We start from the raw sequence: 25,864 nt of genomic DNA on the forward strand, positions 1-25,864 counted from the left end.
AGACAGAAGGCATCTGTCAGGAGGCCGAACGGATGGCCGCGTGGACCGGGTGGACTTCGTCCTGGACGGGGCCGATCCAGTGCGCTGGACGGAACGCGGCCGAGCCGGACCCCGTCGGCCGGGCTCCGGCTCGTGCCGTCATTTCGGCACCTGGTCGTGCAGCACGTCCACATAGAAGGCCCGCTGGTCACCGCGGATGGAGAAGCGGGCCTCCCGGATCCAGCCGAACTGCTCCAGGGTCCGCCGCATCGGCTCCAGCAGCTTGGTCTTCTCGCACCTGTCGTCGGGGGCCAGGATGCCGTCCAGGTCGGTGAAGTCGGCGCGGGCCATCGGCCCGTCCAGCTTGAGATACCGGAACCGGTAGGCGTCGTCGCGAAAGACGCTTGTCAGCCCCGCCGACTGCTCCGCCGGTGTCGGCCCGTCCAGCAGCGCGGCCAGCGCCCGCTTGGCCACCCCCTCGGCGGGCAACTCGCGAGTCACCGGCACGATCTGCGGACAGGGTTGACCGGCGCGCTCACGCAGCAGGAACAGCTTGACCCTGCGGGTGCCGGTGGAGGGCTCCACGGTCGGCTGCAGCGGCTCCTGCCCGTCACTCGGCCGGGCCGTCGGCGCGACAGATGTCGTGGTTGAAGGCCCCACCGCCGGGCCGGTGACCGCCTGTCCGCGTTGCCCCGCCGGGCTCAGGGCCCCGATCCCGATCGGCACGGCCAGCACGGCTGCGGTGACCATTCCGACGGCACCGGCGGTACGAGCGCGGCGTCGGCGGGTCCGGCGGTGCAGATCCGCCAGGTCCGGTGGCCGGGCGGTGTCCGCGGCGGTGCCGGCCAGGCGGCGCAGGGCGTCCCGCGTCGCGCCGTCGTCGCGCCCACCGTCCGTCACCGCTGTCTCCTCGAAGCGTCGTCGAGGCCACTGTAACGTTTGACGCTGAACCGGCCGTCACATAGCGTGCGGTAGCGGATGGCGGGTGAGTGGGCCTCGTTGCTGTCGGACGGCCGCCACAGTCACGGGCGATCCCTGGCTGAGAGGTTCGATGTCGACGGACCGGGAGTTCACCGAATTTTACCTCGCCACCTATCGTCGACTGGTTGGTCAGCTGTACGCGTTGACCGGGAACCGCCACGATGCCGAGGAGCTGGCGCAGGAGGCGTTCTCCCGCGCGCTCGTCCGATGGGCGAAGATCAGAGAGTACGACCTGCCCGAGGCGTGGGTACGCAGAGTGGCCTTCAACCTCGCGTTCTCCCGACGCCGGCAGGCACTTCGCGCGACGGCCGCCATGCTGCGCCTCGGCGCCGGTCGTCGCGGGCAGCCCGACGACGGTGACCACACCGCCGTCGTGGACGCGCTGCGGAAGGTGCCCGTACGCCACCGACAGGCACTGGTCCTGCACTACCTCGTCGACCTCCCCGTTCGGGACGTGGCCGAGGAACTCGGCGTACCGGAGAACACCGTCAAGACGTGGCTGCGGCGAGGACGCCAGCAGCTACAGGACGTGCTGCGTGACGAACTGACCGTCGCGGCACTGGCCCGCCTCGAGTTCTGAGCCCGGCCGCCGTTCGACATGAAACCCGCGCCGTCCCCGCGGGGTGTTCCTGCGCAGATCCCACCGCCGGCGCTCGCGAAGCGCCGCCGGTCGACACGGAGGAGGCCCGAGGATGAGCAGTCGTGGTGCGAGAGTTGGTCTGCTGAGTACCGCCGGTGTGCTGGTGCTCGCCGCCGCGGCGGCGTGGGGGACCGCGCCGAGTGCCTCCGCGGCGGCGGCACCGACCATCACCGCCGTCACCGGCGCGACGGACGGCGGCACGGTACGAGGCGTCACGGTGGTCCAGGCGAAGGTCCGGGGAGCAACCGACGCCGTCACCTTCACCCTGTCCGGCCCGTCGAGCGACGTCTGGACCGAACGGGCCGCACCGTACTTCTTCCACGGCGACCACAACGGAGCCGCCACGGGCTGGGACACCAACCGGATCGCCGACGGGCGCTACACCCTGACGGTGCGGGCCGCCAAGGGCTCCGCCGCCACGACCCGGACGGTAACCTTCACCGTCGACAACGGATCCGCCACCCCGACGCCCGACCCGACCGACGCCGCCGGCCGGCCCTCGGTGTGGGTGCTCAGCGACATGAGCATCCCCGGTGGCGGCACCGACCGCGACGACATCGTGACCCTCGCGACGCTGAGCGCGTATGCCGACAAGTTCGCCGTCGAGAGGGTCGTCGTCGGCGCGACCACCGTCGGCATCAACTGCGCCAAGGCTCTCGACTACGCGAGAACGTCCTTCGGCGCGCACCTGCCAGGCATCACCTTGGCCTCCACCTGCGCCGACGGCGACGGCTTCACCACCTGCACCGCCGCGAACCCGTGGCTGCGGCAGCCACCGGCGACCGTCGAGGCGCTCGTCGCCTCGATCCGGGCCGGCGGGCTCACGGTGCTCAACTGGGGGCCGATGTCGGAGATCGCAGGTGCGGTGTGTTGGCTGGAGCACCACGCGCCGGCCGACCTGGCCAAGGTCCGGATCATCAGCCACTGGACGGACCCCAGCCCCGGCTACCCGAGCCGCGGACAGGCGTACAACTGCGCGAAGGACCAATCCGCCTGCGACTACCTGCACCAGGCTGCCCGACGCGCCGCCAACCGGATCTCGCTGGTGGAACTCGGCGGCTCGGGCCAGCGATTCGTCGACGAGGCCAACGACCGGTGCGCCGCGGACACCAGCGTCCCGAACAACGGGCTGGGTGCCCTGCTCAACGTCACCAAGGACACCGGCACCCCGGACATGTCCGACGGGGCGACGTTCCTGCTGCTGGTGACCGGCGGCCTGGAGAGCTACGTCGACGACGGGACCGACGACGCGAACTTCACCAAGGGCTTCCAGCAGCTCTGTGTGGCGGCGCCGGCCATCTTCGACCATCTGCGCACCCATCTGAACTGAGCCGTTCGGCGGGCGGGCCGGCGCTCCCGGCCGGTCCCCCCGTCGTGCGGGCTCGCGCGACACGCCGAGCCTCGGTCGACCCGGGCGGGGCGTGGCACAGGATCAGGCGGCGGGTGTGGCACGGGACACGGCGTCGCCGACGCGGTCGACGGCGTCGGTGAGCGCCGGGGCCGCCGCCGCTGACACCCCGCCGTCGCGGATCTCGTCGGCGAGGCTCCGGCGCAGGTCAGACATCAGCTGGGCCAGGTTGTCCGCCCGGGCGTTCTGGTTGTTCACCACGTTCACCACCTGAGCGTCGATCTTCTGCGCCGCGCCGGAGGTCACGGTGCCCTCGGCGAGATCCCGGCGGAGCAACTCACGAAGCTCGGCCGCCGCGACGGCGAGAGACACGGTCGGACTGGCGGACGGTCCCGTCGTGGCGGAGGCGGGCCCACCGGTCGAGGGCGCGGATGAGCGGATCGCGCTCGGCACACGGGTCGGCTTGTTGCTCCGTGATGGTCCGGGCGTCGTGACCGGCCGCGTCGACCGGACCAGGGGCGGCCAGGAGAGCTCAGGCGCGGGCAGTTGGGCCTCGGGCGGCGGCGTCGGCGAGCGAGTGAGCGCGACGATGGTCACGGCGGCGGCCAGAGCGCCCGCGACCACCGTGGCCACCCCGGCGATCACCGGTCCTCGCCCACGCCGGTCTGCCGCCGGTTCGAGCACCGCGGTCACCACCCGGCCGGCCGGCGCGGTCGCCGGTGCAGGCGTCCGGGGCGGCTGGTGTCCGGCGGACATCGGATCGGTGACCGCGTCCAGCTCGGCGGCGACCTCCGCTGCGGACGGGCGCCGGCTCGGCTCCCGCCCCAGACACCTGTCGCACAGCCGCACCACCTCGGCGGGGACTGCGGCGGGCATGCGGATGGCATCGTCCGGTGGTCTGCCGGTGAGCATCTCGACCAGCAGCGCGCCGAGGGAATAGACGTCTGCCGCCGGATCGGCCGGAGCATCGGCGAGCCGTTCCGGCGCGAGGTACGGGGGAGTGCCGAAGGTCCAGCTCCGCTGCGGGCGGTCCCCGATCCTCGCGGCGATTCCGAAGTCGAGCAGCTTGACCTCGCCGTCGGCCACCATCACGTTGTCCGGGGTGACGTCCCGATGGACGACGCCGTGTGCGTGGACGGCCGCCAGCACCGCGGCCAGCCGCGCGGCGATCCTGACGGCCTGGCGCCACCCGAGCGCCCCGGAGGCCAGGACGTCGAGCAGCGATTCCCCGGCCAGCATCTGCAGGACCAGGAAGGTGGCCGTGGTGCCGTCGGGTGCCACGACCTGTCCGACGTCGTGCACGACCACCACGTCGGGATGCGAGACGGCCGCCATGGTGCGCGCCTCGGTGCGTGCCAGGGCGTCCCGGTCCACCGGCACGTCGCGGTCCGGGCCGGGAAGCTTGACCGCGACAAGACGGTCCAGCTCCACGTCCAAGGCCCGCCAGATGACGGACATGCCGCCCGCGCCGATGCGCTCCACCAGCCGGTAACGGCCGGCGAGCGTCACGCCCGGCGTGGGCCAGCGCTCGGGCGTCGGCCGCTCAGGCCGACCCACGACGGACGAGTTCAGTGGGAAGTACGACGGTGTCACTGGTGGGTCGGTCCTCGATGATGTCGGCCAGCAGCAGTCGGCAGGCGATCCTGCCCAACTGCTCGACCGGTTGACGGACGGTGGTCAGGGCCGGCTGGATCATGGTGGCGACGGGTGCGTCGTCGAACCCGACCAGGGCCACGTCGTCGGGTACGGCGCGGCCGGCACGGCGCAGGGCGTGAAGAGCACCGACCGCCATCGCGTCCGAGGCGACGAAGACCCCGTCGACCGTCGGTGCACGGCTGATCAGCCACTGCATGGCGTGCGTTCCGGAGGCCTGGGTGAAGTCCCCGTAGGCGGTGGCCGCCGGCTCGATCCCGGCCTCCGCCATCGCCTCGCGGTACCCGGCGAGGCGGTCGGCGGCGGCGGGCAGGTCCGGCGGCCCGGCGATCATGGCCACCCGGCGACGTCCGCCGCGCAGCAGGTGCCGCACCGCCGCGCGGGCGCCCCCGCGGTTGTCCACGTCGACGAACGGAATGTCCAGCTCGGCCGGGCGGCCGACACCGCGTACCGGCACCGGGGACGTGGCGACCGCCCGGGCAACCGGATGCTGGTGGTATGCGCTGACCAGGAGGACACCGTCGGCGCCGCCGGTGAGCAGGTAGCGTTCGATCCCGGCCAGGTTGTCCCGTGCCGCCGTCAGGATCGGCATGGGAGAGCCGTGGATCGACAGTTCGGCCTCCGCGCCGGCGGCCAGCCGCGCGAAGAACGGGTCGGCGAACACCCGTGCGGTCGGCTCGCAGATCACCAGGGCCACCACCGGAGGCTTCCGCAGACCCGGGTGCCGGGCGTCCCGCCGTATGTAGCCGAGCTGCGCCATCGCCGCGTACACGCGCTGCCGGACTCCCGTCGTCACGCGGACGGAGCCGGTGAGCACCCGCGACACCGTGGCCGGTGACACCTGGGCCGCGGCGGCGATCTGTTGGACGGTCGGCTGCGCGCGCATCATGCTCCGGCTCGAGGTCGGGTACCGAGCGGTCGGCCGCCGTTCTGTGAACAGGAAGGCGCGTCCGCGGCGCGACGAGCCCGGCTGAGGTCGTTGGAAGCAGGTCTCGTCGCGGGTACCTGCTTCCGAGTGGCGGGGCGTGGCCCGACTGCGCCGGAATCACCGAAGCGTGGCACGGCCGCGAAGGCCTGGCAAGGCCGGCGTGCCGTACGGGCCCGTACCCCGGCCGGCGGTGCCCCGCCGTTCCGGCCGGGGCCGCTGCCGGGAGGTGGCGTCCCGTCCACGGCATCCGCGCCGGTCACCGCCGTCCGGGCATCGACGGCGGTGGCCGGCGTCGGCGCGTCACGGACCGTCGCCGCCGCCTGCGAGCCGCAGGCGGCGACGTGCCGGGACCCGGCCGGGCCGGACGAGGCCGTGAAACGCGTTTCAGGCAGCGGGCGTCGCCGGTCCCGGGACGTCTCCCGCCGGCGGCGCGGGCCGGTCGTGGGGGACGACCCCCGGGGCAGCCGCCGGTCAGCAGGCGAGCGGGTACGCCGACACGGCGACGTCGTCGAACCAGAGGGTGTCGTCGCCACCGCCGTAGCTCTCCCAGCCGAGCCGGAGGTCGGTGAGGTGCGGACGCCAGGTCCGGCCGGTCCACTGCGCGTCGACGTCGGCGGTGGGCACGGCGTCGACGAGCAGGCCCGGCACCTGGGTCCCGTTCACGCTCGTGGACATCGTGCCCCGCTCACCGTCGACGGCGAACGCCACGCAGTTCCACGTGCCGGTCGGCAGCGGAAGGCTCTGCGCCACCCCCGCCGGACTCTGCACGGGCACGGTGGCGTCGTCCGACTCCCGGTTCCACTGCAGCGCACCGCTCTGTCCGCCGAGGCGCAGGTCCTTGCCGCCGTCGGCGTCGTCGCGCAGCGCCGCCAGCGCCACATGGCCGCCGGGCAGCGGCACGCTGTGGCGGACGTAGAACCGGACGTGCCAGGTCCTACCCACGGGGGTGAGATCGGCGACCGGCCGGACGAAGACGTGGTTGCAGTAGCCGGCGCGGCCGTCCACCCGCACGGATCGGGTGCCGGAGTGCGCGACGGCGGTGTCGACGGTGGCCGTACCGGATCCCTGGCAGTGGGGCCGGCTCACGGTCCAGGCGCCGTCGGGCACGGTGCCACCCTGGGCCTCGAAGCCGTCGCAGAACGTCGCGTTTCCGCAGGCGGCATCCGGCGGGCCGCTCGGTGTGGTCGAGGGGGTGGGGCTGACGGGCGGGACCGAGGGGGTGGGAGTGCCCGCGCCAGCCGGGTCCGCGCACGCGACCGCCGGTGCCTTGCTGTCCGGTTGACCGGTGCCCAGCAGCCCGATGATCGTGGACCCGGCCGGCGTCACGTTGCCGTTGAAGGTGGCGTTGGTGGCGGCCACCGTCGACCCGTCCTGGGTCACGGTGGCGTTCCACCCCTGGCTGACCTGCTCACCGTTGTCGTAGGACCACACGAGCCGCCAACCGGTCAGCGGGACGGTGCCGGTGTTGGTCACCTGGATGTCGGCCTGGAAACCGCCGGACCACTGGTTGACGATCCGGTAGGTCGCGGCACACGAGGCGGCCGCCGCGCCGGCGGCCGCGGGGGAGAACAGCACGGGGAGCGCCGCGGTGGTGACCAGGACCGCGGCGATGGTTGCGGTCGGTGCCGACCGTATGGTCGGCAGCCGGAGGGGACGGGTCATCGGTGCTCCTGCGGTGGTGGGGGTGCGGTCCACGTCGGGGACGTGGACCGCACCGGTGGTGGGGCGGGTACGGCTGGGCTCAGCCGCAGGTCACGTCACTGAAGGTGGGAGCGGTGGTGCCGCTGCCGAGCAGTCCGGCGGTGGTCGAGGCGCCCGGTGCCAGGACCCGGTTCCAGCTCGCCGCGTGGATCATGGCGGTGGTGCCGCTCTGCATCGGAGTGCCGTTCCAGACCTGATCGAGCCGTACTCCGGTCGGGAACGTCCAGCTGGCGTACCAGTTGGTCATGGTCGTCGTGCCGGTGTTGGTGATGGTCAGGGTGGCCTGGAAGCCGCCGCTCCAACTGTTGTCGGTGCGCAGGCTCGCCCGGCAGGCCACGGCCGGTGGGGCGGTGGGGGAGGTGCTGGGCGTGGGCGTGGGCCCGGTCGGCGTCGGGGTCGGGGTCGGGGTCGGGCCACCAGGTCCGCTGAAGTCGACGTCGGAGCAGCCGTAGAACGTTTCCTGGCTGTCGGTCCGCGACCAGACCGAGTAGATGACGTGTCGGCCGGAGCGGTGTGGCAGCTGGCCGCTGAAGCGGTAGGCGCCGTCGCTGACCGGGGGCTGCGGATCTGCCGTCAGGAACGGCTGCGCCTCCAGATCGTCCCAGGTGAGCGGCTTGGTGGGGTCGTAGCCGTCCTTGGTGATGTACAGCCGGATTCCACCGGGGTGCGGCACCCAGGCGCCGTAGGAGAAGTCGTACGTGCCATCGGCCCGCACCGAGGTGGCCGGCCAGTCCGCCCGGGGAGCGTCGTACGCGGCGTACTTCGGGTTGCCGCCGCTGCACAGTTGGCCGTCCGGAATGTAGCCACGGGTGCGACCGCCGCCGTCGGAGCGCAGGACGCCGTACCAGTCGTAGAGCGGCTGGGTGCCGCCGGCGGCCACGGCGGCCTGGCAGGCCGGGTTCTCGGGCACGATCTCGCCGCTGCCGACGATGCCGTCGGTGTAGCAGGCGTACGTTCGGCTGGCCGGGGCCTGGAGCGCGCCGTGCGCCTGTGCCGGCCGGGGCGTGGACAGGACCGTCACGACGCCGGCCGTGAGGGCCAGGACGCCGAAGGCGGCCAGCACACGCCGGGTAGGTGCTGCCGACAGTTGCATGTTTCCTCCTCGCGGCCCCGCTTCCGGGACCGCCTTCGCCGACCGAGGCCGGCCGGTGTTTCCGCAGACGAGTGAGTCCGGTGGCGGCGCGGTGGCCCAGGCCGCGGTCGCCCATTCCGGCGAGCGGCGGGGTGCCCGGCCACCCGGCTCGCTCCGATCGCAGCCGCCGCTCGGTGCCAGAAGCCAACATCCCGCACGTCTCGGGTACCAGCCCGTGGCCAGCTATTCGGCGACGACCTGCGGCTTTGTGTGAAACGCGTTTCAGCGATCGGGCCGGTGACCACCGGGTCGGTCCGAGGCCATGCGGCAGACGTCGTCGCAGGTGACCGGGGTTTCGGGCGGATCCGGCGCAGGGGTTCGGTGCGGGGGTCGCGTCATCCGGCTGGACGGCAGTGGTTCTCGGGCTGCTTATGCTCGCCGATGGAAGCGCTCCCATTCGCATCATCACCACACCACCACCGTCGAAGGACAGAACATGTCTGTGAAGAGATCCGTGCGCGGCGTCGCGCTGGCGGCCTGCGTGGTCGTCGGGCTGTCGACGCCGGCGACCGCCACGGCGGCCCCGCCACCCCGAGCGGCGTTGCCGCCGGCGGCCGACAGCGCGGCACCCGCCGCGGACTGGCTGCACACCGAGGGCAACAAGATCGTCGACGAGGCGGGCAACCAGGTCTGGCTCACCGGGGTCAACTGGTTCGGCTTCAACGCCACCGAGCGGGTCTTCCACGGCCTGTGGGGCGGCAACCTCGAGACCATCACCCGGCAGATGGCCGAACGCGGCATCAACACCGTTCGGGTCCCGATCTCCACCCAGCTGCTGTTGGAGTGGAAGGCCGGGCAGACGGTCATGCCCAACGTCAACCTGGCGGCCAACCCGGAACTGGCCGGGATGAACAATCTGCAGATCTTCGACCACTGGCTCGACCTGTGCGAGAAGTACGGCCTCAAGGTCGTGCTCGACGTGCACAGCGCCGAGGCCGACAACGCCGGCCACGTCTATCCGGTCTGGTACAAGGGCACGGTCACTCCCGAGCAGTTCTACCAGGGCTGGGAGTGGGTCACCGCGCGGTACGAGGAAAACGACACCATCGTCGCGATGGACATCAAGAACGAGCCGCACGGCCAGCCGGGCGAGTCCCCCCGGGCGAAGTGGGACGGCAGCACGGACGCCGACAACTGGAAGAACGCCTGCCAGACGGCCGGTCGACGGATCCTCGCGATCAACCCCAAGGTTCTGATCATGTGCGAGGGGATCGAGGCGTACCCCCGGCCGGGCAAGAGCTGGGACTCGCCGAAGACAAACCCCGACCTGAGCCCGAACTACTACAACAACTGGTGGGGCGGCAACCTGCGCGGCGCGAAGGACTTCCCGGTCGACCTCGGCGCCAACCAGGACCAGCTGGTGTACTCCCCGCACGACTACGGACCGCTTGTCTACGAGCAGCCCTGGTTCCAGGGCGCGTTCGACAAGACCACGCTGACCGACGACGTGTGGCGCCCGAACTGGCTCTACCTGCACGAGGGCAACACCGCGCCCCTGCTGATCGGTGAGTGGGGCGGACGCCTCGGCCAGGACGCCCGGCAGGACAAGTGGCTCAAGGCGCTGCGCGACCTGATCGGCGAGTACAAGCTGCACCACACCTTCTGGTGCCTGAACCCCAATTCGGGCGACACCGGCGGGCTGCTGCTCGACGACTGGAAGACCTGGGACGAGACGAAGTACAACCAGATCCTCAAGCCGGTGCTCTGGCAGCACAACGGCAAGTTCGTCAGCCTGGACCACCAGGTCCGCCTGGGCGGCAACACCGCCACCAGCGGCATCAGTCTCACCGAACGCTACGCCGGTGGCAGCGAGGACGACACCGTCGCGCCGACCGCTCCGGGCCGGCCCGCCGCCAGCGCGGTCACCGCCAACGCCGCCACCCTGACCTGGGCCGCCTCCACCGACAACGTCGGAGTCACGTCGTACGAGGTGTTGCGCGCCGTGGGCACCGCGCCCGCGACGGTGGTCGGCACCGTCTCCGGCACCAGCTACCGGGCCGGGAACCTCAGCGGCGACACGACGTACACCTTCACCGTGCGGGCCCGCGACGCCGCCGGCAACGTGTCGGCGCTGTCGCCGGCCGCGACCGTCACCACCCCGGCCGGCGGTAGCGGTGAGGGCGGGTGTGCCGCGACATACCAGGTGACCAACGCCTGGCAGGGCGGCTTCCAGGGCGAGATCCAGGTGAAGAACACCGGCACCGCACAGATCAACAGCTGGACGGTGACCTGGACCAACCCGACGGGCACCGCCATCTCCTCGGTCTGGAACGGCAAGCTGAGCACCACCGGTGGCAAGAACACGGTCAGCAACGAGCCGTACAACGGCAAGGTGGCCGCGCAGGCCAGCACCAGCTTCGGCTTCACGGGCACCGGTGCCGGGTCCGCACCGTCCGACCTCAGCTGCGCCGCGTCATGACCGGCCCGCTGCGGCGCGACGGCGCGGCGGCGCGCACGCGGCAGGCCGTCCCTGCGCCTGCCGCCGGCGTCGACAGCTCACAGTTGACCGCGGAGACCACCGGCCAGAACGTCGTCGGACCGACTCGCGCGGGAGTGGACCCACTGGCCAGACGCCACCGCGGCTTCCGGGTCCACCGATTCCGGTGACTCATCGCCACGGATCAGGACACTCACCTTCACGAAGGACGAGCTGTCTCTGATGCGGGGTCGGCAGAGACATGCCGACCCGATCAGGACGCGGCCCGGCGGGACCCCACCCCGTCGGGCCGCATCCTTCCCCGCTCCGTGCGCAAGATGCTCACCGCACATCTCATTCAGCTGTTCAGGTACGCGGGTTGGCTGCGTAGACTCTGCTCCACCCTTCCCGACCAGCGGCGAAGGCTGCTCCGGTACGCCTCCACCGGAGCGCCAGTGCTGACCCGCGCCGCTCGGATCGGTCAAGGCCCGTGGGTGGGCACCCACGGGCAGGCGGAAAGGTGGGTGCCGTGCGCGGTCCAGCGATGACGGACGTGGCTCGCCTCGCCGGCGTCTCCCACATGACGGTCTCCCGCGTCCTCAACGGGCACCCCACCGTCCGCGAACAGACTCGCCTGCGGGTTCAGGCGGCCATCGCGCAACTCGGCTACCGACCCAATCGGGCAGCCCGAGCGCTGGTCACCGGCCGGTCGCAGATGATCGGAGTGATCGCGCAGAGCACCAGCCTCTACGGTCCGGCATCCCTGCTCACCGAGGTCGAACGGATCGCGGCGCAGGACGGGCTGGCCGTCAGTGTCAGCTGCGTGCCGCGCCCCGACCAGCACTCCATCTCCGAAGCGGTCGACCGGCTTCTCGCGCACCGGGTCGCCGGCATCATCGTCATCGCCCCGATCGAGGTGGCCGACGCGGCCCGGTACCGCCTTCCCCCGGACGTTCCCCTCGTCACCATCGACGGCGACATCCAGCGATCGACGGCCGTGGTCACGATCGACCAGGTGAGCGCTGCCCGCGAGGCCACCCAACACCTGCTCGACGCGGGACATCGCACCGTCTGGCACGTCGCCGGACCACCGGACCGGTTCGGCAGCGCTGCCCGTCAGAAAGGATGGCAGGAGGCACTCGTCGCGGCGGGGGCCGATGTGCCGCCACCGCTGCCGGCCGGCTGGTCCGCGGCGTCCGGATACGAGTGCGCGGAACTGTTGGCCCGGATGCCCGAAGCGACCGCGATCTTCGCCGCCAACGATCATGTCGCTCTCGGCGTACTACGCGCGCTTCAGGAACACGGCAGGCGAGTCCCGGAGGACGTCAGCGTCATCGGCTTCGACGACGTGCCGGAGGCCGCGTACTTCATGCCACCACTGACCACGGTGCGACCACACTTCGACGCGGTCGCGCGAGCCAGTTTCGAGCTCTTGGGCGCGCAGCCCGGATCCGGGGACGGCGGCGTGCGGCAGCGCACCGTCGTGCCCACCCTCATCAGCCGGGCCAGTGTCGCGGCACCGCCGAGCTAGCGGCCGACGCGGTAGGCGGGCCGGCGCCCCTATCGGGTCATGAGCTCACGCCGCCCTGCCGGCGGATCAGGAGGCGCCGAGCTACGCCGGATCCTGCATCGTCACTACGCCGGTCGCGGCGCCCAGTTTGGCGCTCGCACCCCGACGGAGCATCTTCGTCCACATGGCGGAAGACCACGCCACACACGCGTTGCGAACCAGGCCGTGACCGGCGTTCGCCTGGTCACGGCCTTGACGGGTCGCGAACGGAAAGCGTCTGAGCCGTGCCGTCAACCCCTCGCGAAGGTCGTGATCTGGCACTCCTGCTCGAATTCCTCTTGTCTCTGCTCCGGAGGGACCACCACGTTCGGTCGCCCCACCCACCTCATCACTGTCTACGGCGTGGGCTACAAGATGTCCGATGCGACGCGCTGAGGTTCCGCTGCGCCACAGCCTGCTCGTGCGGCTGCTGGCCATCTCGCTGACCGTGGCCGTCTCCGCGATCGTGGCCACCGCGTGGCTCACCTTCCGCACCACCACCCAGGTCATCGAGCGTGAGCAGGGCCAGTCGCTCGCCAACCACGCACAGATCTACGACTCCCTGATCGGCTACGCCGCGACCCACACCAGCTGGGCCGGTGCCGGTTCACTGGTGGCCGACCTGGCCAGGCAGACCGGACGGCGGATCACCCTCACCACCCCCGACCGGACGGTGCTGGCCGACTCCGCGCCCGGGCCGGCACTGAGCGACACCACACCGTCGGCGACGATCGACCCACTGCGGCTGGAAGGCTCACTGAGCGGTCGCCCGCACGGCAGCATCGACCCCAGGGTCATCGGGCCGTACGAGCTGTCGGACAAGGAGGCGACGGTCCTGCTCGAAGCCGCGGAGAAGACGGCGAACTGCCTTCGTGGGAACGGCATGGCGGCGCAGATCTCCGTGCACGCCTCCGGTCGCCCGCACGTCGAGGGACCCGGCGCCGAGCCGTTCCTCGCCGAGTGCACCGAACCCTACCTGCGCTCGGCTATGCCCGGTGAGCAGCGATCGTTGACCGAACTGGCCACCGCCACCAACACGTGCCTCGGCCGACCCCAGACAGCCATCGGCGTAGCGGGTGCCGGCAGCGGAGAGGATCGACACCGCGCGGCCGCTCTCAGTCGGGCCGGCGCCGGCCTGGGTCACTCACCTGCCCTCAGCGCCTTGAGCACGGCCGCCACCTCCGGGCGTGACGCGGCCGGTCGCCGGACCGCAGCCGTGATGCGCCGGGTCAGCGGCGGGTTCAGCGGCCGGGTCACCACCCGGTACCGCGGGTCGACCGCCAGCCGCGGCAGCATGGTGATCGAGCGGCCGTTCTCCACGTGCTGGAGCGCCAGCATGTAGTTGTTGAACCGACAGATCACCACGGGCTCGAACCCGGCCTCCCGGCACAGCCGGGTGGACAGCTCGGACATGTACGAGCCGGCGACGTCGAACGTCCAGCGCTGCTGCGCGCACGCCTCCAGGGCGACCGACTCGGCGCTGGTCAGCGAGTGCCCAGGAGGTAGCACAAGCACGACCGGGTCGGTGGCGAGCGGCACCAGGTCGATCTCCGGGGAGAGCTCGGCGCCGGCGAAGTCGGCCGTCGTGACGATCAGATCGACGTCGCCCCGACGCAGCGCCGGCATGCTCTCGTGCGGCTCCAGTTCCAGCAACACCACGTGCACGTCCGGGTGCCGGGCCGCGAGACGGGCCAGCGCCGGTTCGGCGAGGGCTTGCACGGCACTCTGGAACGCGGCCACGGTAACCGTGCCGGCCGGGTCGTCGGCGAGACGGCGCAGCTCCGCCTCGGCCGCGTCCATGGCCGCGAGGATCTCCCGAGCCCGACCGGCGAGCAACATTCCGGCCGCGGTGAGCCGCACCCGCCGCCCGGTGCGCTCCAGCAGCGCGGTCCGGGTCTCCCGTTCCAGCGTGGTCAGCTGCTGCGACACCGCCGACGGGCTCAGGTTTGCGCGCTGCGCGACGGTCCGGACGGTGCCGTACGCCGCCAGGTCGGCGAGCAGCCGCAGTCGCCACGGATTCAGCGTCACGGCCCCCGACTGTACGGCTCTGCTTAACAGCGACAACGGAAATGTGCGATGGACGTGCCTGTCCGGGCCTGCCTAGCGTCGGTCCATGGCTGATTCGTTCTGGTCCGACGCCGATCGTCACCTGGTCCGCTACATCGGCGCGGGCAGCTTCGTACGGGAGATCATCGACCGTGCCGAGGGCAGTTTCGTCTTCACCGCCGACGGCCGCCGCGTGCTCGACTTCACGTCGGGGCAGATGAGCGCGATCCTCGGCCACTCCCACCCGGCCGTCGTGGCCACGATCCAGCGGCAGGCAGCGACTCTCGACCACCTGTTCAGTGGCATGCTGAGCCGGCCCGTGGTCGAGCTGGCCCGCCGCCTCGCCGGCTCGCTGCCCGCGCCGCTGGACAAGGTTCTGCTGCTCACCACCGGCGCGGAGTCCAACGAGGCGGCGATCCGGATGGCGAAGCTGGTCACCGGCCGGCACGAGATCATCTCGTTTGCCCGGTCGTGGCACGGGATGACGCAGGCTGCGGCGAGCGCCACCTACAGCTCGGGACGCAAGGGGTACGGGCCCGCGGCGCCCGGCAACTTCGCGATCCCCACGCCGAACGCGTACCGGCCCGACTTCACGCTTCCCGGCGGCGAGCTGGACTGGCGGCGTCAGCTGGAGTTCTCGTTCGAGCTGTTCGACGCCCAGTCGGTGGGCAGTCTGGCGGCGTGCGTCGTCGAGCCGATCCTCAGCTCCGGCGGGGTGATCGACCTGCCGCCGGGATACCTCGTGGCGCTGCGCGACAAGGTGCACGAGCGGGGCGGGCTGGTGATCCTCGACGAGGCGCAGACCGGTCTGTGCCGCACCGGCCAGTGGTACGCGTTCCAGCGTGACGGCGTCGTGCCGGACATCCTCACCCTGTCCAAGACGCTCGGCGCCGGCCTCCCGCTGGCCGCGGTGGTGACCAGCCCGGAGATCGAGCACACCGCGCACGAACGCGGTTTCCTCTTCTTCACCACGCACGTCTCGGACCCGCTGGTGGCGGCGGTCGGCAACACGGTCCTGGACGTGCTGGAGGCCGACCGGCTCGACGAACAGGCGGCGCACCTGGGCTCGTACCTGCGGAAGGGTCTTCAGGAGATCAGCCGACGACACCCGGTGGTCGGCGACGTGCGCGGACGCGGTCTGCTGGTCGGGCTCGAACTGGTCAGCGACCGGGAGTCGAAACGACCGGCCGACGCGCTGGGCGCCGCGGTGACCCGGCGTTGCCTGGAGTTGGGCCTGCACATGAACGTGGTGCAGCTGCCGGGCATGGGCGGTGTCTTCCGGATCGCGCCGGCGCTCACCTCCACCCACGCCGAGCTGGACCTGGGCCTGGAGATCCTCGACCGTGCGCTCGCCGACGTGGTGCCGCAGTTCACGCCCTAGGAATCGGAGCTGCCAGCAGGCCCGGCATCGAAGCCGGCAACGACCACGGCCGCCCGATCGGCACGACCGAAGCCGCCCGGATCGCCGCCGTTCCGTCACGGCCGGGTGTGGCGTGGCGTCGCACCGGTGCCGGCCGGCTCCGCGGTGAGTGCCGGTCCGGTCTTTCGGGTACGCCACCAGATGATCGCGGTGATGACGACGACCGCAACGGTGGGGACGAGCTGGTACGGCGTGCCGACTCCGGCTGAGCGGTCCTGCAGTGCGGTGCCGAGGTCCACCCGCAGCGACGCGGCCAGGACGAGGCTGAACGTGTTGAGGACCGCGTGCAGCATGACGGGGATCTCGAGCCCGCCGGTGCGCCAGGTGATGATGGCCAGTCCGGTCCAGAGCACGAAGTACCAGACGATGATGTACGGATCCGTCGCGCCGTGTGCGGCCGTGAACAGTGCGCTGGAGAGCAGGACGCCGGCGATCAGTCCCGCCCGTGGGCTGCGGGTCCAGCTTCCGATCACGCGGAAGATCAGGCCACGCACGCCGTATTCCTCGCCCGCCGACTGGAGCGGGGTGAGGAGGATGGTGGCGAGGAAGATGGCGACGAGGTCGGTCTGCGACCAGGGGGACTCCTCGACGGGCGTGAGGGATCCGAGGGCGTTGACCACCAGCCAGGCGGGACCGAAGATGAGCAGCGACTTGCCGAGCAGGTCGAAGCGGAACCGCGACGTCACGGAGTGCAGGGACGCGCCGGGCACCCCGTAGAGCCACCGCTGGATGAGCATGCTCCAGGGAATGAGCAGGCCGAGGGCGAACATCGAACCGGCGTGGTAGAGCGGCGTGTAGTCGGTGCCGCCCAGGATCGGCGGGGTGTTGCCCATCCGGACGTCGATCGGCGCAAGCGCTCTGCCGATGACCGTCGGAAAGACGACGAGCCCTGCCAGCAGGAGGATGATGGCGAGAACGCCGCGACCGATCCGGCGTTTCTCTCCGGCGAGTACCCGGTGGTACTCGACTGCGGTGGGGACTGACGGCCCGTTGCGGGGCGCGGCCGGAGTGAGCAGCGAGTTCGGCCTGGTCATGGTGGTCATGTTTCCTCCGGTGGATGTGGTTACTTCCCGACCTGGTCGAGCACGCTGTGACGCACGCGGAGCGCCCGCTCGGTGCTGGCCAGGATGGCCCCGACGGCGAGGGCGAAGTTGAGCCAGATCGGTAGGTGCAGGGGCGATTCGAAGGTTCCGACGCGTTCGGCGATCGGAGGGATCCGGGAGATCGGTTCGGCGAGTTGCAGCAGGTTCAGGCCCACGCCGGCGAGGAGGACCAGCACCGACAGGAAGCTGACCGAGCGGCTCAGCGTCGGGTGTTCGCGTTCGAGGCGGGCGCGGCGTCCTTCGGCGGACTTCGGATCCGGAACGAGCCGGTGCTCCGCGCCGGACGTGGTGACGTAGTGGCAGCGCTTGAGCCCGAACGCACTGATCGCCACGTCGATTCTGCCGCCCTCCACGGGGAAGGCCGCCGGGAGCTTGGACTCGGCGTGGTGTCTGCCGTCCAGATACAGGTGCGCTCTCGCCTTGCCGCCGTCCGGATCGGTCCGGCGCGGGATGTCGACGGCATACACCGTCTGCCGACCATCCCCGGCGGGCAGCGGCAGGTAGAACAGAGCCCGGAAGGGCAACTGCCACCAGCGCAGGCGGGTCAACGCCCGCCCGTCTCCGCTCGTGATGCGCTTGGCTGCCCGCCGTTGCCGCCACTCCTCGATCACCTTTTCTCCCTCGCCGTCGACCGCCGTTTCCGCTAACACGCTGTACTAGTAGCCACGCTAGCACGATGTGCTAGTACGCTGTACGAGGAGGTGGCCGATGACACGGGACGACGGCAGTGGCGGCTCGCGGGAACGGATCCTCGCCGCTGCGGCGGCGATGATCGCGGAGGACTTGACCGCGCGGTTGAGCGTGCGCGCGGTCGCGGCGCGGGCCGGGGTGAGCACAGGCTCGCTCAGGTTCCACTTTCCGACCCAGCGCGCGTTGCAGGACGCCGTGCTCGCCAGGATCTCCGACTGGATGTTCCCGGACGACCCGATCCACGACCGGTCGCTACCGGCCCGGGATCGACTGGTCACCTGTCTGCGGCAGGTGCTCGCCCCCGCCGGCGTCGGGGAGCAGGCGCGCACGGCGTGGGGCGCGGCGTACCACACATTCATCGCGCCCGAACCGACCGAGGAGGTACGCGCGGCGTATCGCGCCGTGGAGCGGCAAGGGTGGCGCCGGGTCGAGTACTGGCTGACGGTTCTCGCCGAGGAAGGCGCCCTCCCCAGGGAGGACCACGCGCGCCGAGTGAGATTCCTGCTCACCGTCCTGCAGGGGCTCTCCATCGAACGAGCCCTGCCCGCCGATGACTCGATCCTGAGATCCGAGACCGAAACCCTCTACCTGGCCGTCGACTGCGTCCTCGACGATCCGGCCGCTTAGGGAGGCTGTCCCCGGTCGCACTCCGGCGCGGCGACGCCACAGAGGCAACGCGGGCCCGGCGCGACGAGGCTCAGCGGTCGCCCGACACCTGGTCGGGTCGCCGGTCGCGGCTGGCGAAGCGTTGCAGGATCCGGACGTACAACATGCCCATACATCCGCTGAGTGTGGCGATGATGATCGCCTTGGTGACGGGCCCGTCAGCGACGATGTCCGCCACCACGAACAGCGACACCATGAACGCGACGACGCCGAGCGCGGCGTAGACCCTGTCCTGCGCGTTCTCCCAGCGTCGCATCGTGCGGCTGCCCTGCCGGCCGAGGCTGCGCGTGTCGATGAACAGGGCGATCAACAGAACGGGGACCACCTGCAGCGCGCCTTCGTAGAGGACCATGCTCGTGCCTTTCCGGTGCGTTCGTCGTGATGCGGGGGGACGGGTCGTCGGCCTCGCGCCCCGGTCATCTGTCGGCTGCGGTGAGGCGTCTGGTGCTGCGCCGGAAGCTCCAGACGACGACCAGCGCGGCCAGCACCGTGAGCGGCGTGCCCATGACGATCCGGGCGACGCCCAGCCCGCCGGTGCTGTCGCTCAGGTAGAGCCACTGCTGCACCGCGAACCGCGAACCGAACACCGCCGCCACGGCGAGGGTCGCGACGTCGTGTGCCACGCGTACGGCCGGGTCGGCTCGCCACGCGTGCCCTCCGCCGTGCAGCGCGTTCCAGATGACGCCGGTCAGCGGCCGACGAGCCAGCACCGACCCGACCATGACGACGAACCCGGCCAGCGAGGCCCAGATCCCGATCACGAAGAAGTCCCGCGCGGAGCCGGTCCACGCGACGATCCCGGCGGCCACCACCACGCCGACCAGGCTGCCCACCGCGGACAGGGGACGTTCGCCGCGCAGCAGCCGAACGATGAACAACGCCAGCCCGGTCGCGACCGCGACTCCGACGGCCAGCGGCAGCGGCAGGAACGCGTCCGCCGTCACGAACACGACCACCGGAACGGTCGAGTAGACGAACCCGGCCACACCGCCCATCTGGTCCAGTAGGGAGGACCGGGCGCCGTCGTCGGGCCGGATGGGCCCGTGGTGCCGCTCCGGCAGCCCGCCTGGTTCGACCTCGTTCAGCATCGACCCATTAGCCGGTGTGCCCCAACGGCACACTCAAGCCCGGCCGACGCGGTGTGTCGAACCTCACCGGCGGACGACCGGCCGGTCCAGCGGCCGTCGCTGGTGCCGTACAGCAGGCGTCGGCAAACAAGGGAGCGGAGTCTCTCCGCACGTCACCGACCAGATCACACCGGCCGGGGTTGAGTGTGCCGCCACGGCCGGGTGTCTCGCCGAGGGCGCACGCCTCTGGGACGACTCGACTCGGAGATCCCGATGGCCGTGTTCGGCTCCGGTCCACCCGTGGGCGGTCCACCCCGCCTGCTTCCCGGCGCACCGGCGCTCGCGTCGGCGTCGCCCTTGGGGGGCGACTGTCGCGCTCGTCCTGTCGGCCGCCTGTGCCGGCATCCCGACCTCGGCGGAGTCCGCGCCGCAGCCGTCCGCCACGGGACTGAAGGCGTACTGGGGGCAGAAGATGTCGTTCGGCTCGTGCGCGGGCTACGGCAGCACCCGGGGAAGAAGAAGCAACACGGCATCCGTACGTTCTGTCGGGCGGCCGTACCTCCGGACGCCCGGTGGTTCTGCCGCCGCACGGCTACCCGCGGACGGAGGCCGGCAGGTTCGCATGCAGCTTCGACGCGTACGCGGGCCTTCGGCGCCGATTGGCGGACGTGCCGAGGGTGACCCGCTACGCGATCTGCCTCCAGTGCTACGGCTCCCAGTCCAGGCCGGCGATGGGTACGGCGGGGCGGGTGGCGGCGCTGGTCGTCCATGACGGTGGGCATCTAGGCTGCACAGGTGGTCCGGGATGAACTGCTGCGGCTGCGAGCGAGGGCGGAGACCGAGGCGGCGGCGCTGGCGAAGGATCTGGAGGCGCTGTTCCTGGCATCGCGGGATTCGAATGCCGACGACGAGCACGACCCGGAGGGCGCCACCATCGGCTTCGAGCGCGCCCAGTTGACCGCGCTGCTGGCCGGGGCGCGGGCGCGGATCGCCGACCTTGACGACGCGCTGCGTCGGGTGGACGCGGGGACCTACGGCGTCTGCGAGCGATGCGGGCAGCCGATCGGCGATGATCGGCTCGCCGCGCGTCCGTTCGCCCGCTTCTGCATGGCGTGCGCGTAGGGCAACCAGCGGTTCACCAGTGCCAGTGAACCGTCCACGCGGGCCTCGACCAGACGCGCTCAACTGCCGCGAGCCGCGCTGGTCGTCGGCTACGCGTCTCCGTGGGGGAGGTGGCAGGGGGCGGCGACGCGTTGACGAAGGTGCCGGGGCACCTGATCGGTATCGAGCCACGGTGGGCACGAGGACTACAGCCCTTGCGGCCGGCCCGGGGATGCTGCCCGGCCTACAGGAAGCGCTCAGGGTCGAAGCTGTCGAGGTCGATGATGCGAACCCGAGGAAGGACGTTGGTGAAGCAGCCGGCATCCTCCTCGATGTCGAAGACGTGCAGGCCCGGCAGGTCGGCGAAGCCGGCGTTGAGGAACTCCTTGAATCCGACGACCGCGACCTGGTGGTCACCTCGTAGAAGCTCGTCGACTTGTGGCAGGAAGTCGCCGTCGTGGCTGGCGAGCATCACGTTGCCGGGACGCCGGGTGATGGCCTCCAATGTTCGCTGGATGCCGATGTCCACCACCTTCTGATCCGATGATCCGGCCAGCGGGATGGGCCGGTACTCCAAGCTCAGAAGGGCCCGGACGAAGGGCATCGGCAGACCGCCGCCCGAGGCGTTGAGGAAGAACAGCGCCTTCACCGGCTGCTGCCAGGTCTCCCGCGCGAAGTCCCGCAGACGCTCCCACCGGGGTCGCTCCGCCGGGGCCGGCCGGCGCTCCAGGACACTGTTGCCGAGAGTGGCATCGATGTTCTCCCCGTCCACGATGAGGTACGTGACGGGTGCGGTGGTGCCGGGCATAGGCGTGCCTCTCGAGTCGAGCAGCGAGCGCGGACCGGACGAGCCCGGACGCGTGTGACGTGCCGGAGGAAGCCCCGCTCATGGTCAAGGGTATGGCCTGCCGGCCCTGCCGGCAGACAGCATCCGACTCTCCTCCGGCGCCCCGGGGTGGGCCGGTGTCCACCACCGCTGGTGTCGCACGGCAGGTATAACCCTCTGTCCTGCTTCGGCGTCCCGACTCGACAGGTACTTCGCGCGGATGATGCATGCACATTTGTCTCTGAGCGGGTTGCTTCTGGCTCATCTGGGCGAAGTTTCGTCTGCTGCGTTCAAAAGATATCGACGGGATTCTAAAAGTCTTCTAGGGTCGTGGTGCGTCGCGGCATCAGGGCTGGTCGATCTTCTGCCTCGCCGACCAGCACCGAGCCGGACCTCGGCGGTCAGCTCCTCCGCAACGGGCCGCCGCCTCCGTCCCCCAGCACTGGAGGAACCATGGCCACACGACGGCTGCGCCGACTCCGCAGCTCGGTCCTGGCAATGCTCACCCTCACCGCCACCGTCCTCGGGGCCGCCCCGGCCCACGCCGCGCCGGCCCAGGAGCCGGGCGTGACGCTGCGCGTCTTCGACGTGCAGGTGCCACTGAACGAGATCTGCACCCTCAAATCCGGGCAGACGCCGAACGTCGACAAGCTGATGTCCACCGTCAACTGGACCTCGACCGCCGACTTCGGCTTCGACGACTACTTCGTCTCCCAGGTGCTCGGCAACCTCACCGTCACCCAGGCCGGCAGCTACACGTTCCGGCTGACCAGCGACGACGGCTCCCGACTGACGATCGACGACGCGGTCGTCATCGACCACGACGGGTTGCACGGCGCCACCCCGCCCAAGGAGGGCACGCGCACGCTCACCGCCGGGCTGCACCCACTGCGCATCGACCACTTCGAGCGCACCGGTGGGCAGCAGATCACCCTGGAGTGGAAGACGCCGGGCTCGTCGACCTTCGCCGTCGTGCCGAACTCGGCGCTGAGCACCGACGCCGGCGTCGTCCGGGTGACCGCGCCGGGCAAGAAGGAGTGCGAGGGTGTCACCGACTCCCCGGGCGACGGACTGCCGCTGACCGGGGTCCATCCCGGCTACACCCTGACCAACCTGCGGCCGAACGGCTTCCAGCCCAAGGTCACCGGGATGGACTGGCTGCCCGACGGCCGTCTGGTGATCTCCACCTGGGGCGGCAGCGACCAGTCCGGCAGCTCCCAGGACGGCGAGGTCCACATTCTCGGCAACACCGGCGGGTCCACCGGCCCGGGCAGCGTCACCACCAAGAAGATCGCCGGCGCCCTCAAGGAACCGATGGGGCTCAAGGTCGTCGACGGGGTGGTCTACGTGTCCGAGAAACAACGGCTGACCAAGCTCGTCGACACGAACGGGGACGAGGTCGCCGACCGCCTCGACACGGTCGCCACCTGGCCGTACGGGGGCAACTTCCACGAGTTCGCCTTCGGCCTGCTCTACGACGCCGGCTTCTTCTACCTGAACCTGTCGGTGTCGATCAACTACGGCGGCGCGACGACCAACCCGCAACCGGCCCCCAACCGCGGCACCACCATCAAGGTCAACAAGGACACCGGGGCGGTCACCTACGTCGCCGGCGGCCTGAGGACGCCGCACGGCATCGGCTGGGGCCCGGAGAACGGCATCTTCGTCACCGACAACCAGGGCGGATGGCTGCCCTCGTCGAAGCTGCTGCACGTCAAGCAGGGCCGGTTCTTCAACCACTACATGAACCCGGCCGGCCCGTTCGACACCAACCCGGTCACCGCGCCGGTGCTCTGGATGCCGCAGAACGAGATCGCCAACTCCCCGAGCACCCCGCTGTACCTGAGGTCCGGAGCCTTCGCCGGGCAGTTCGTCATCGGTGACGTCACCTACGGCGGCCTCCAGCGCGCGTACGTCGAGAAGGTCGACGGCGAGTACCAGGGCGCCCTGTTCCGGCTCACCCAGGGCCTGGAGGCGGGGGTCTCGGAGGTCAACCTCGGACCGGACGGCGCGATCTACGTCGGTGGCCTCGGCGCCGGGGGCAACTGGGGGCAGAGCGGCAAGCTCTCGTACAGCCTGCAGAAGCTGACCCCGAACGGCACCAGCGTCTTCGACATCCTGGCCATGCGCGCCACCACCACCGGTTTCGAGCTGGAGTACACCCAGCCGCTCTCGGCCGACACGGCGGCGGACCTGGCCGCGCACTACAAGGTCAAGCAGTGGCGCTACCAGCCGACCGCCAGCTACGGCGGCCCGAAGATCGACGAGGAGACGCTCCCGGTCACCTCGGCCACCCTGTCCGCCGACCGCAAGAAGGTCAGCCTGACCATGAGCGGTCGCAAGGCCGGGCACGTGGTCTACGTCCGCTCGCCCCGCCCGTTCACCTCCGACAGCGGCCAGTCGCTGTGGAGCACCGAGGCGTGGTACACGCTCAACGCCATTCCCGGCGCCACCCCGCCGCCGACCGGTGGGAGCAACCTGGCGCTCGGCAAGCCGGCCACGGCGGACAGCTCCTGCGCCACGACCGAGGGCCCGGAGAAGGCGGTCAACGGCTCCGTCACCGGCGGCAACACCGACAAGTGGTGCTCGAAGGGCGCCACGAAGTACCTCCAGGTCGACCTCGGGTCCAGCACCGACGTCAACCGGTTCGTGGTCAGGCACGCCGGCGCCGGTGGCGAGAACACCGCCTGGAACACGAAGGACTTCACCATCGCCACCAGCGCCGACGGTGCGAACTGGACGACCCGCGCCACGGTGACCGGCAACACCGCCAGCACCACCACGCACGACGTCGCCGCGGTGGCCGCCCGCTACGTACGCCTGTCCGTCACGGCGCCGACGAGCACCACCGACCCGGCGGCCCGGATCTACGAGTTCGAGGTCTACGGGCCGAGCGGGTCCGGCGGCGCCATCACCGGCATCGCCGGCAAGTGCCTGGACGTCAGCAACGCGGGCACCGCCGACGGCACGAAGGTCCAGCTCTGGACCTGCAACGGCACCAACGCCCAGAGGTGGAGCCGGGTCGGTGAGACCTACCGGGCGCTGGGCAAGTGCCTGGACGTCTCCAACGGCGGCACCGCGAACGGCACCAGGGTGCAGCTCTGGACCTGCAACGGCACCGGCTCCCAGGTCTGGCGACCGCAGACCAACGGCTCCGTCCTCAATCCCCAGTCCGGCAAGGTCCTGGAGGCCGCCGACGGGAGCACCGCCGACGGCACCCAGGCCCAGATCTGGGCGTACGACGGCGGCGACAACCAGCGGTGGTCGGTCGAGGGGAGCACGGCCGCCCGCGTCACGCTCCTCGACGGTGACGACCTGGACGCGTGGCAGACCACCGGCGGTGGGGCGGCGACCTGGCCGCTGGCGAACGGCTCGGCGGAGGTCGCCGGTGGCGACATCCGGACCCGGCAGACCTTCGGCGACTTCCGGCTGCACGTCGAGTGGTACGAGCCGACGTACCCGGCGGACGTCACCGGCCAGCAGCGCGGCAACAGCGGCATCTACCTCCAGGACCGGTACGAACTCCAGGTCCTCGACTCCTTCGGTGACAGCTCGCTGGACAACACCGAAGCCGGCTCGATCTACGGCCGGAAGGCGGCCGACAGCAACGCCGCGACCGCACCGGAGACGTGGCAGACCTACGACGTCGTCTTCCGCGCCGCCCGCTTCGACGGCGCCACCAAGACGGAGAACGCCCGGGTGACGGTCCGCTGGAACGGGGTCCTGGTGCACGACGACGTGCCGATCTCCGGCCCGACGGGCGGTGGGGCCGCCGAGAGCGCGGCGGGTGGCCCGATCCGCCTCCAGGATCACGGTGATCCCGGTGCCAACGTCCGCTACCGCACCATCTGGATCGAACCGCTGACCTGATCCGACGCGGTGCGGGCGGGACGGCGGCGAGCGGGATCCTCCGGCTCGCCGCCGTCCCGCCGTCGCACGGCGTGCCGCGGGGCGTCGGTGTCGAGGGTGCCTCCGCCGTCCTGGTGACACCGACTTCACCAGACCGGTTGGCATGGTGACCCGGGCTGATCGACGAGGGACACCGGGCGCTCGGGCTGTACGACGCGCCACCTGACCGGGGGTGCGTCGCATGCTGCCCGACGGCGTCGACGTGTTGCCGCCCGCAGGTCGACTGCCGTGTCGCCCGGTGCCGGATCGAGCTGGTGGTCGGACCGAGCGGGTGGATGCACCGGATGGTGGCCCATCGCGGCGGCGGAGAAACAGGTGACAGCATGTCGGAAACGTTATCCGTGAGGCCTTCCATAACCGCGCGAACATAACGGCCGGTCAGCGACGTGAGTCGGTTAAGTGTGTCGTAAGGATTGTCGCTCCGGTGCCGGATCCGGCTGCGGTCGGCAGTTTTCCCGCTAATCTTCCGCAGTCCGGTCCGGCGATTTCCGGAACCGGCGGGAAACTGCTTCACCACGGAGAGGCGAAGGATCCAGATGTCAGATCGTTCGGATGCCCGCTCGCGGCCTACGCCCGCCCTGCGCGGCCTCGTCGCCGGCAGTGCGGTGCTGCTCGCCCTGACTACGGCGCTGACCGGGTGCAGGGCGCAGAACGGGGCGGGTGACCGCCCGGTCGCCGGCCCCGCCGCTGCCGCGTCGGCCGGCGCCCC

At 71.0% G+C, this 25,864-nt stretch carries 19 protein-coding genes; 8 read left to right on the forward strand and 11 right to left on the reverse strand.

The features are described 5' to 3' along the window. Positions 1-138 precede the first annotated feature (138 nt). Positions 139-879, reverse strand: coding sequence for a GerMN domain-containing protein (locus tag HUW36_RS02380; protein WP_099160245.1), 741 nt, complete (start codon positions 877-879; stop codon positions 139-141). Between the two features lie 151 nt (positions 880-1,030). On the opposite strand from HUW36_RS02380, the gene HUW36_RS02385 reads away from it, so the two are divergent. Continuing rightward, the gene (locus HUW36_RS02385; RefSeq protein WP_099160247.1) at positions 1,031-1,540 is read left to right on the forward strand and encodes a SigE family RNA polymerase sigma factor; all 510 of its coding nucleotides are present in this window, start codon (positions 1,031-1,033) and stop codon (positions 1,538-1,540) included. A 112-nt stretch (positions 1,541-1,652) separates the two neighbouring features. Further along, positions 1,653-2,930 (forward strand): hypothetical protein, encoded by a 1,278-nt coding sequence (locus HUW36_RS02390; RefSeq protein WP_174526551.1) that lies wholly within the window; start codon positions 1,653-1,655, stop codon positions 2,928-2,930. Positions 2,931-3,032: 102 nt separating this feature from the next. Here the strand turns inward: HUW36_RS02390 and HUW36_RS02395 are convergent, their stop codons facing one another. The 4 genes from HUW36_RS02395 to HUW36_RS02410 all read right to left on the reverse strand — a co-directional run bounded on the left by HUW36_RS02395 (position 3,033) and on the right by HUW36_RS02410 (position 8,323). Beyond that, positions 3,033-4,505: a serine/threonine-protein kinase gene (locus HUW36_RS02395; protein WP_174526552.1), complete on the reverse strand. Its 1,473-nt coding sequence runs from the start codon at positions 4,503-4,505 to the stop codon at positions 3,033-3,035. Then, on the reverse strand, positions 4,492-5,490 hold the full coding sequence (locus HUW36_RS02400) for a LacI family DNA-binding transcriptional regulator (RefSeq protein WP_246247810.1): 999 nt from the start codon (positions 5,488-5,490) through the stop codon (positions 4,492-4,494). The genes HUW36_RS02395 and HUW36_RS02400 overlap by 14 nt, the downstream gene beginning before the upstream one ends. Positions 5,491-6,000: 510 nt before the next feature. Next, complete coding sequence (locus HUW36_RS02405; protein WP_174526553.1) at positions 6,001-7,191, reverse strand: cellulose binding domain-containing protein; 1,191 nt, start codon at positions 7,189-7,191, stop codon at positions 6,001-6,003. A gap of 79 nt (positions 7,192-7,270) precedes the next feature. Continuing rightward, on the reverse strand, positions 7,271-8,323 hold the full coding sequence (locus HUW36_RS02410; RefSeq protein ID WP_174526554.1) for a lytic polysaccharide monooxygenase: 1,053 nt from the start codon (positions 8,321-8,323) through the stop codon (positions 7,271-7,273). A 475-nt stretch (positions 8,324-8,798) separates the two neighbouring features. Here HUW36_RS02410 and HUW36_RS02415 point away from each other — a divergent pair, with 475 nt between their 5' ends. Both HUW36_RS02415 and HUW36_RS02420 read left to right on the forward strand, forming a co-directional pair. Further along, positions 8,799-10,781: a cellulase family glycosylhydrolase gene (locus HUW36_RS02415; protein WP_174526555.1), complete on the forward strand. Its 1,983-nt coding sequence runs from the start codon at positions 8,799-8,801 to the stop codon at positions 10,779-10,781. Between the two features lie 541 nt (positions 10,782-11,322). After that, positions 11,323-12,309: a LacI family DNA-binding transcriptional regulator gene (locus HUW36_RS02420; protein ID WP_174526556.1), complete on the forward strand. Its 987-nt coding sequence runs from the start codon at positions 11,323-11,325 to the stop codon at positions 12,307-12,309. 1,158 nt (positions 12,310-13,467) lie between these two features. Here the strand turns inward: HUW36_RS02420 and HUW36_RS02425 are convergent. Further along, positions 13,468-14,355 carry a LysR family transcriptional regulator gene (locus HUW36_RS02425; protein ID WP_174526557.1) on the reverse strand — a complete coding sequence of 296 codons (888 nt, stop codon included), beginning with the start codon at positions 14,353-14,355 and terminating at the stop codon, positions 13,468-13,470. 85 nt (positions 14,356-14,440) lie between these two features. Between HUW36_RS02425 and HUW36_RS02430 the strand changes: the two genes are divergently transcribed. Beyond that, positions 14,441-15,754, forward strand: coding sequence for an aspartate aminotransferase family protein (locus tag HUW36_RS02430; RefSeq protein WP_174526558.1), 1,314 nt, complete (start codon positions 14,441-14,443; stop codon positions 15,752-15,754). Between the two features lie 95 nt (positions 15,755-15,849). Here HUW36_RS02430 and HUW36_RS02435 read toward each other — a convergent pair whose 3' ends face one another. Further along, complete coding sequence (locus tag HUW36_RS02435; protein ID WP_174526559.1) at positions 15,850-16,836, reverse strand: CPBP family intramembrane glutamic endopeptidase; 987 nt, start codon at positions 16,834-16,836, stop codon at positions 15,850-15,852. Positions 16,837-16,856: 20 nt separating this feature from the next. Then, complete coding sequence (locus HUW36_RS02440; RefSeq protein WP_174526560.1) at positions 16,857-17,507, reverse strand: hypothetical protein; 651 nt, start codon at positions 17,505-17,507, stop codon at positions 16,857-16,859. Positions 17,508-17,604: 97 nt separating this feature from the next. Here HUW36_RS02440 and HUW36_RS02445 point away from each other — a divergent pair, with 97 nt between their 5' ends. Continuing rightward, complete coding sequence (locus HUW36_RS02445) at positions 17,605-18,213, forward strand: TetR/AcrR family transcriptional regulator (RefSeq protein WP_174526561.1); 609 nt, start codon at positions 17,605-17,607, stop codon at positions 18,211-18,213. Between the two features lie 70 nt (positions 18,214-18,283). On the opposite strand, the gene HUW36_RS02450 is transcribed toward HUW36_RS02445, so the two are convergent. Next, positions 18,284-18,604, reverse strand: a complete 321-nt coding sequence (locus HUW36_RS02450) for a hypothetical protein (RefSeq protein ID WP_174526562.1) — start codon at positions 18,602-18,604, stop codon at positions 18,284-18,286. A gap of 64 nt (positions 18,605-18,668) precedes the next feature. Further along, positions 18,669-19,340 carry a DUF3159 domain-containing protein gene (locus HUW36_RS02455; RefSeq protein WP_174526563.1) on the reverse strand — a complete coding sequence of 224 codons (672 nt, stop codon included), beginning with the start codon at positions 19,338-19,340 and terminating at the stop codon, positions 18,669-18,671. A gap of 774 nt (positions 19,341-20,114) precedes the next feature. On the opposite strand from HUW36_RS02455, the gene HUW36_RS02460 reads away from it, so the two are divergent. Next, positions 20,115-20,441, forward strand: coding sequence for a TraR/DksA family transcriptional regulator (locus HUW36_RS02460; RefSeq protein WP_174526564.1), 327 nt, complete (start codon positions 20,115-20,117; stop codon positions 20,439-20,441). A gap of 223 nt (positions 20,442-20,664) precedes the next feature. Here HUW36_RS02460 and HUW36_RS02465 read toward each other — a convergent pair whose 3' ends face one another. Continuing rightward, positions 20,665-21,228 carry an NYN domain-containing protein gene (locus tag HUW36_RS02465; RefSeq protein ID WP_174526565.1) on the reverse strand — a complete coding sequence of 188 codons (564 nt, stop codon included), beginning with the start codon at positions 21,226-21,228 and terminating at the stop codon, positions 20,665-20,667. Between the two features lie 471 nt (positions 21,229-21,699). Between HUW36_RS02465 and HUW36_RS02470 the strand changes: the two genes are divergently transcribed. Then, positions 21,700-25,116 carry a 3-keto-alpha-glucoside-1,2-lyase-like domain-containing protein gene (locus tag HUW36_RS02470; protein WP_174526566.1) on the forward strand — a complete coding sequence of 1,139 codons (3,417 nt, stop codon included), beginning with the start codon at positions 21,700-21,702 and terminating at the stop codon, positions 25,114-25,116. The last annotated feature ends 748 nt before the right edge of the window (positions 25,117-25,864 follow it).

Source organism: Micromonospora maritima (assembly GCF_902825405.1).
Classification (GTDB): Bacteria; Actinomycetota; Actinomycetes; order Mycobacteriales; family Micromonosporaceae; genus Micromonospora; species Micromonospora maritima.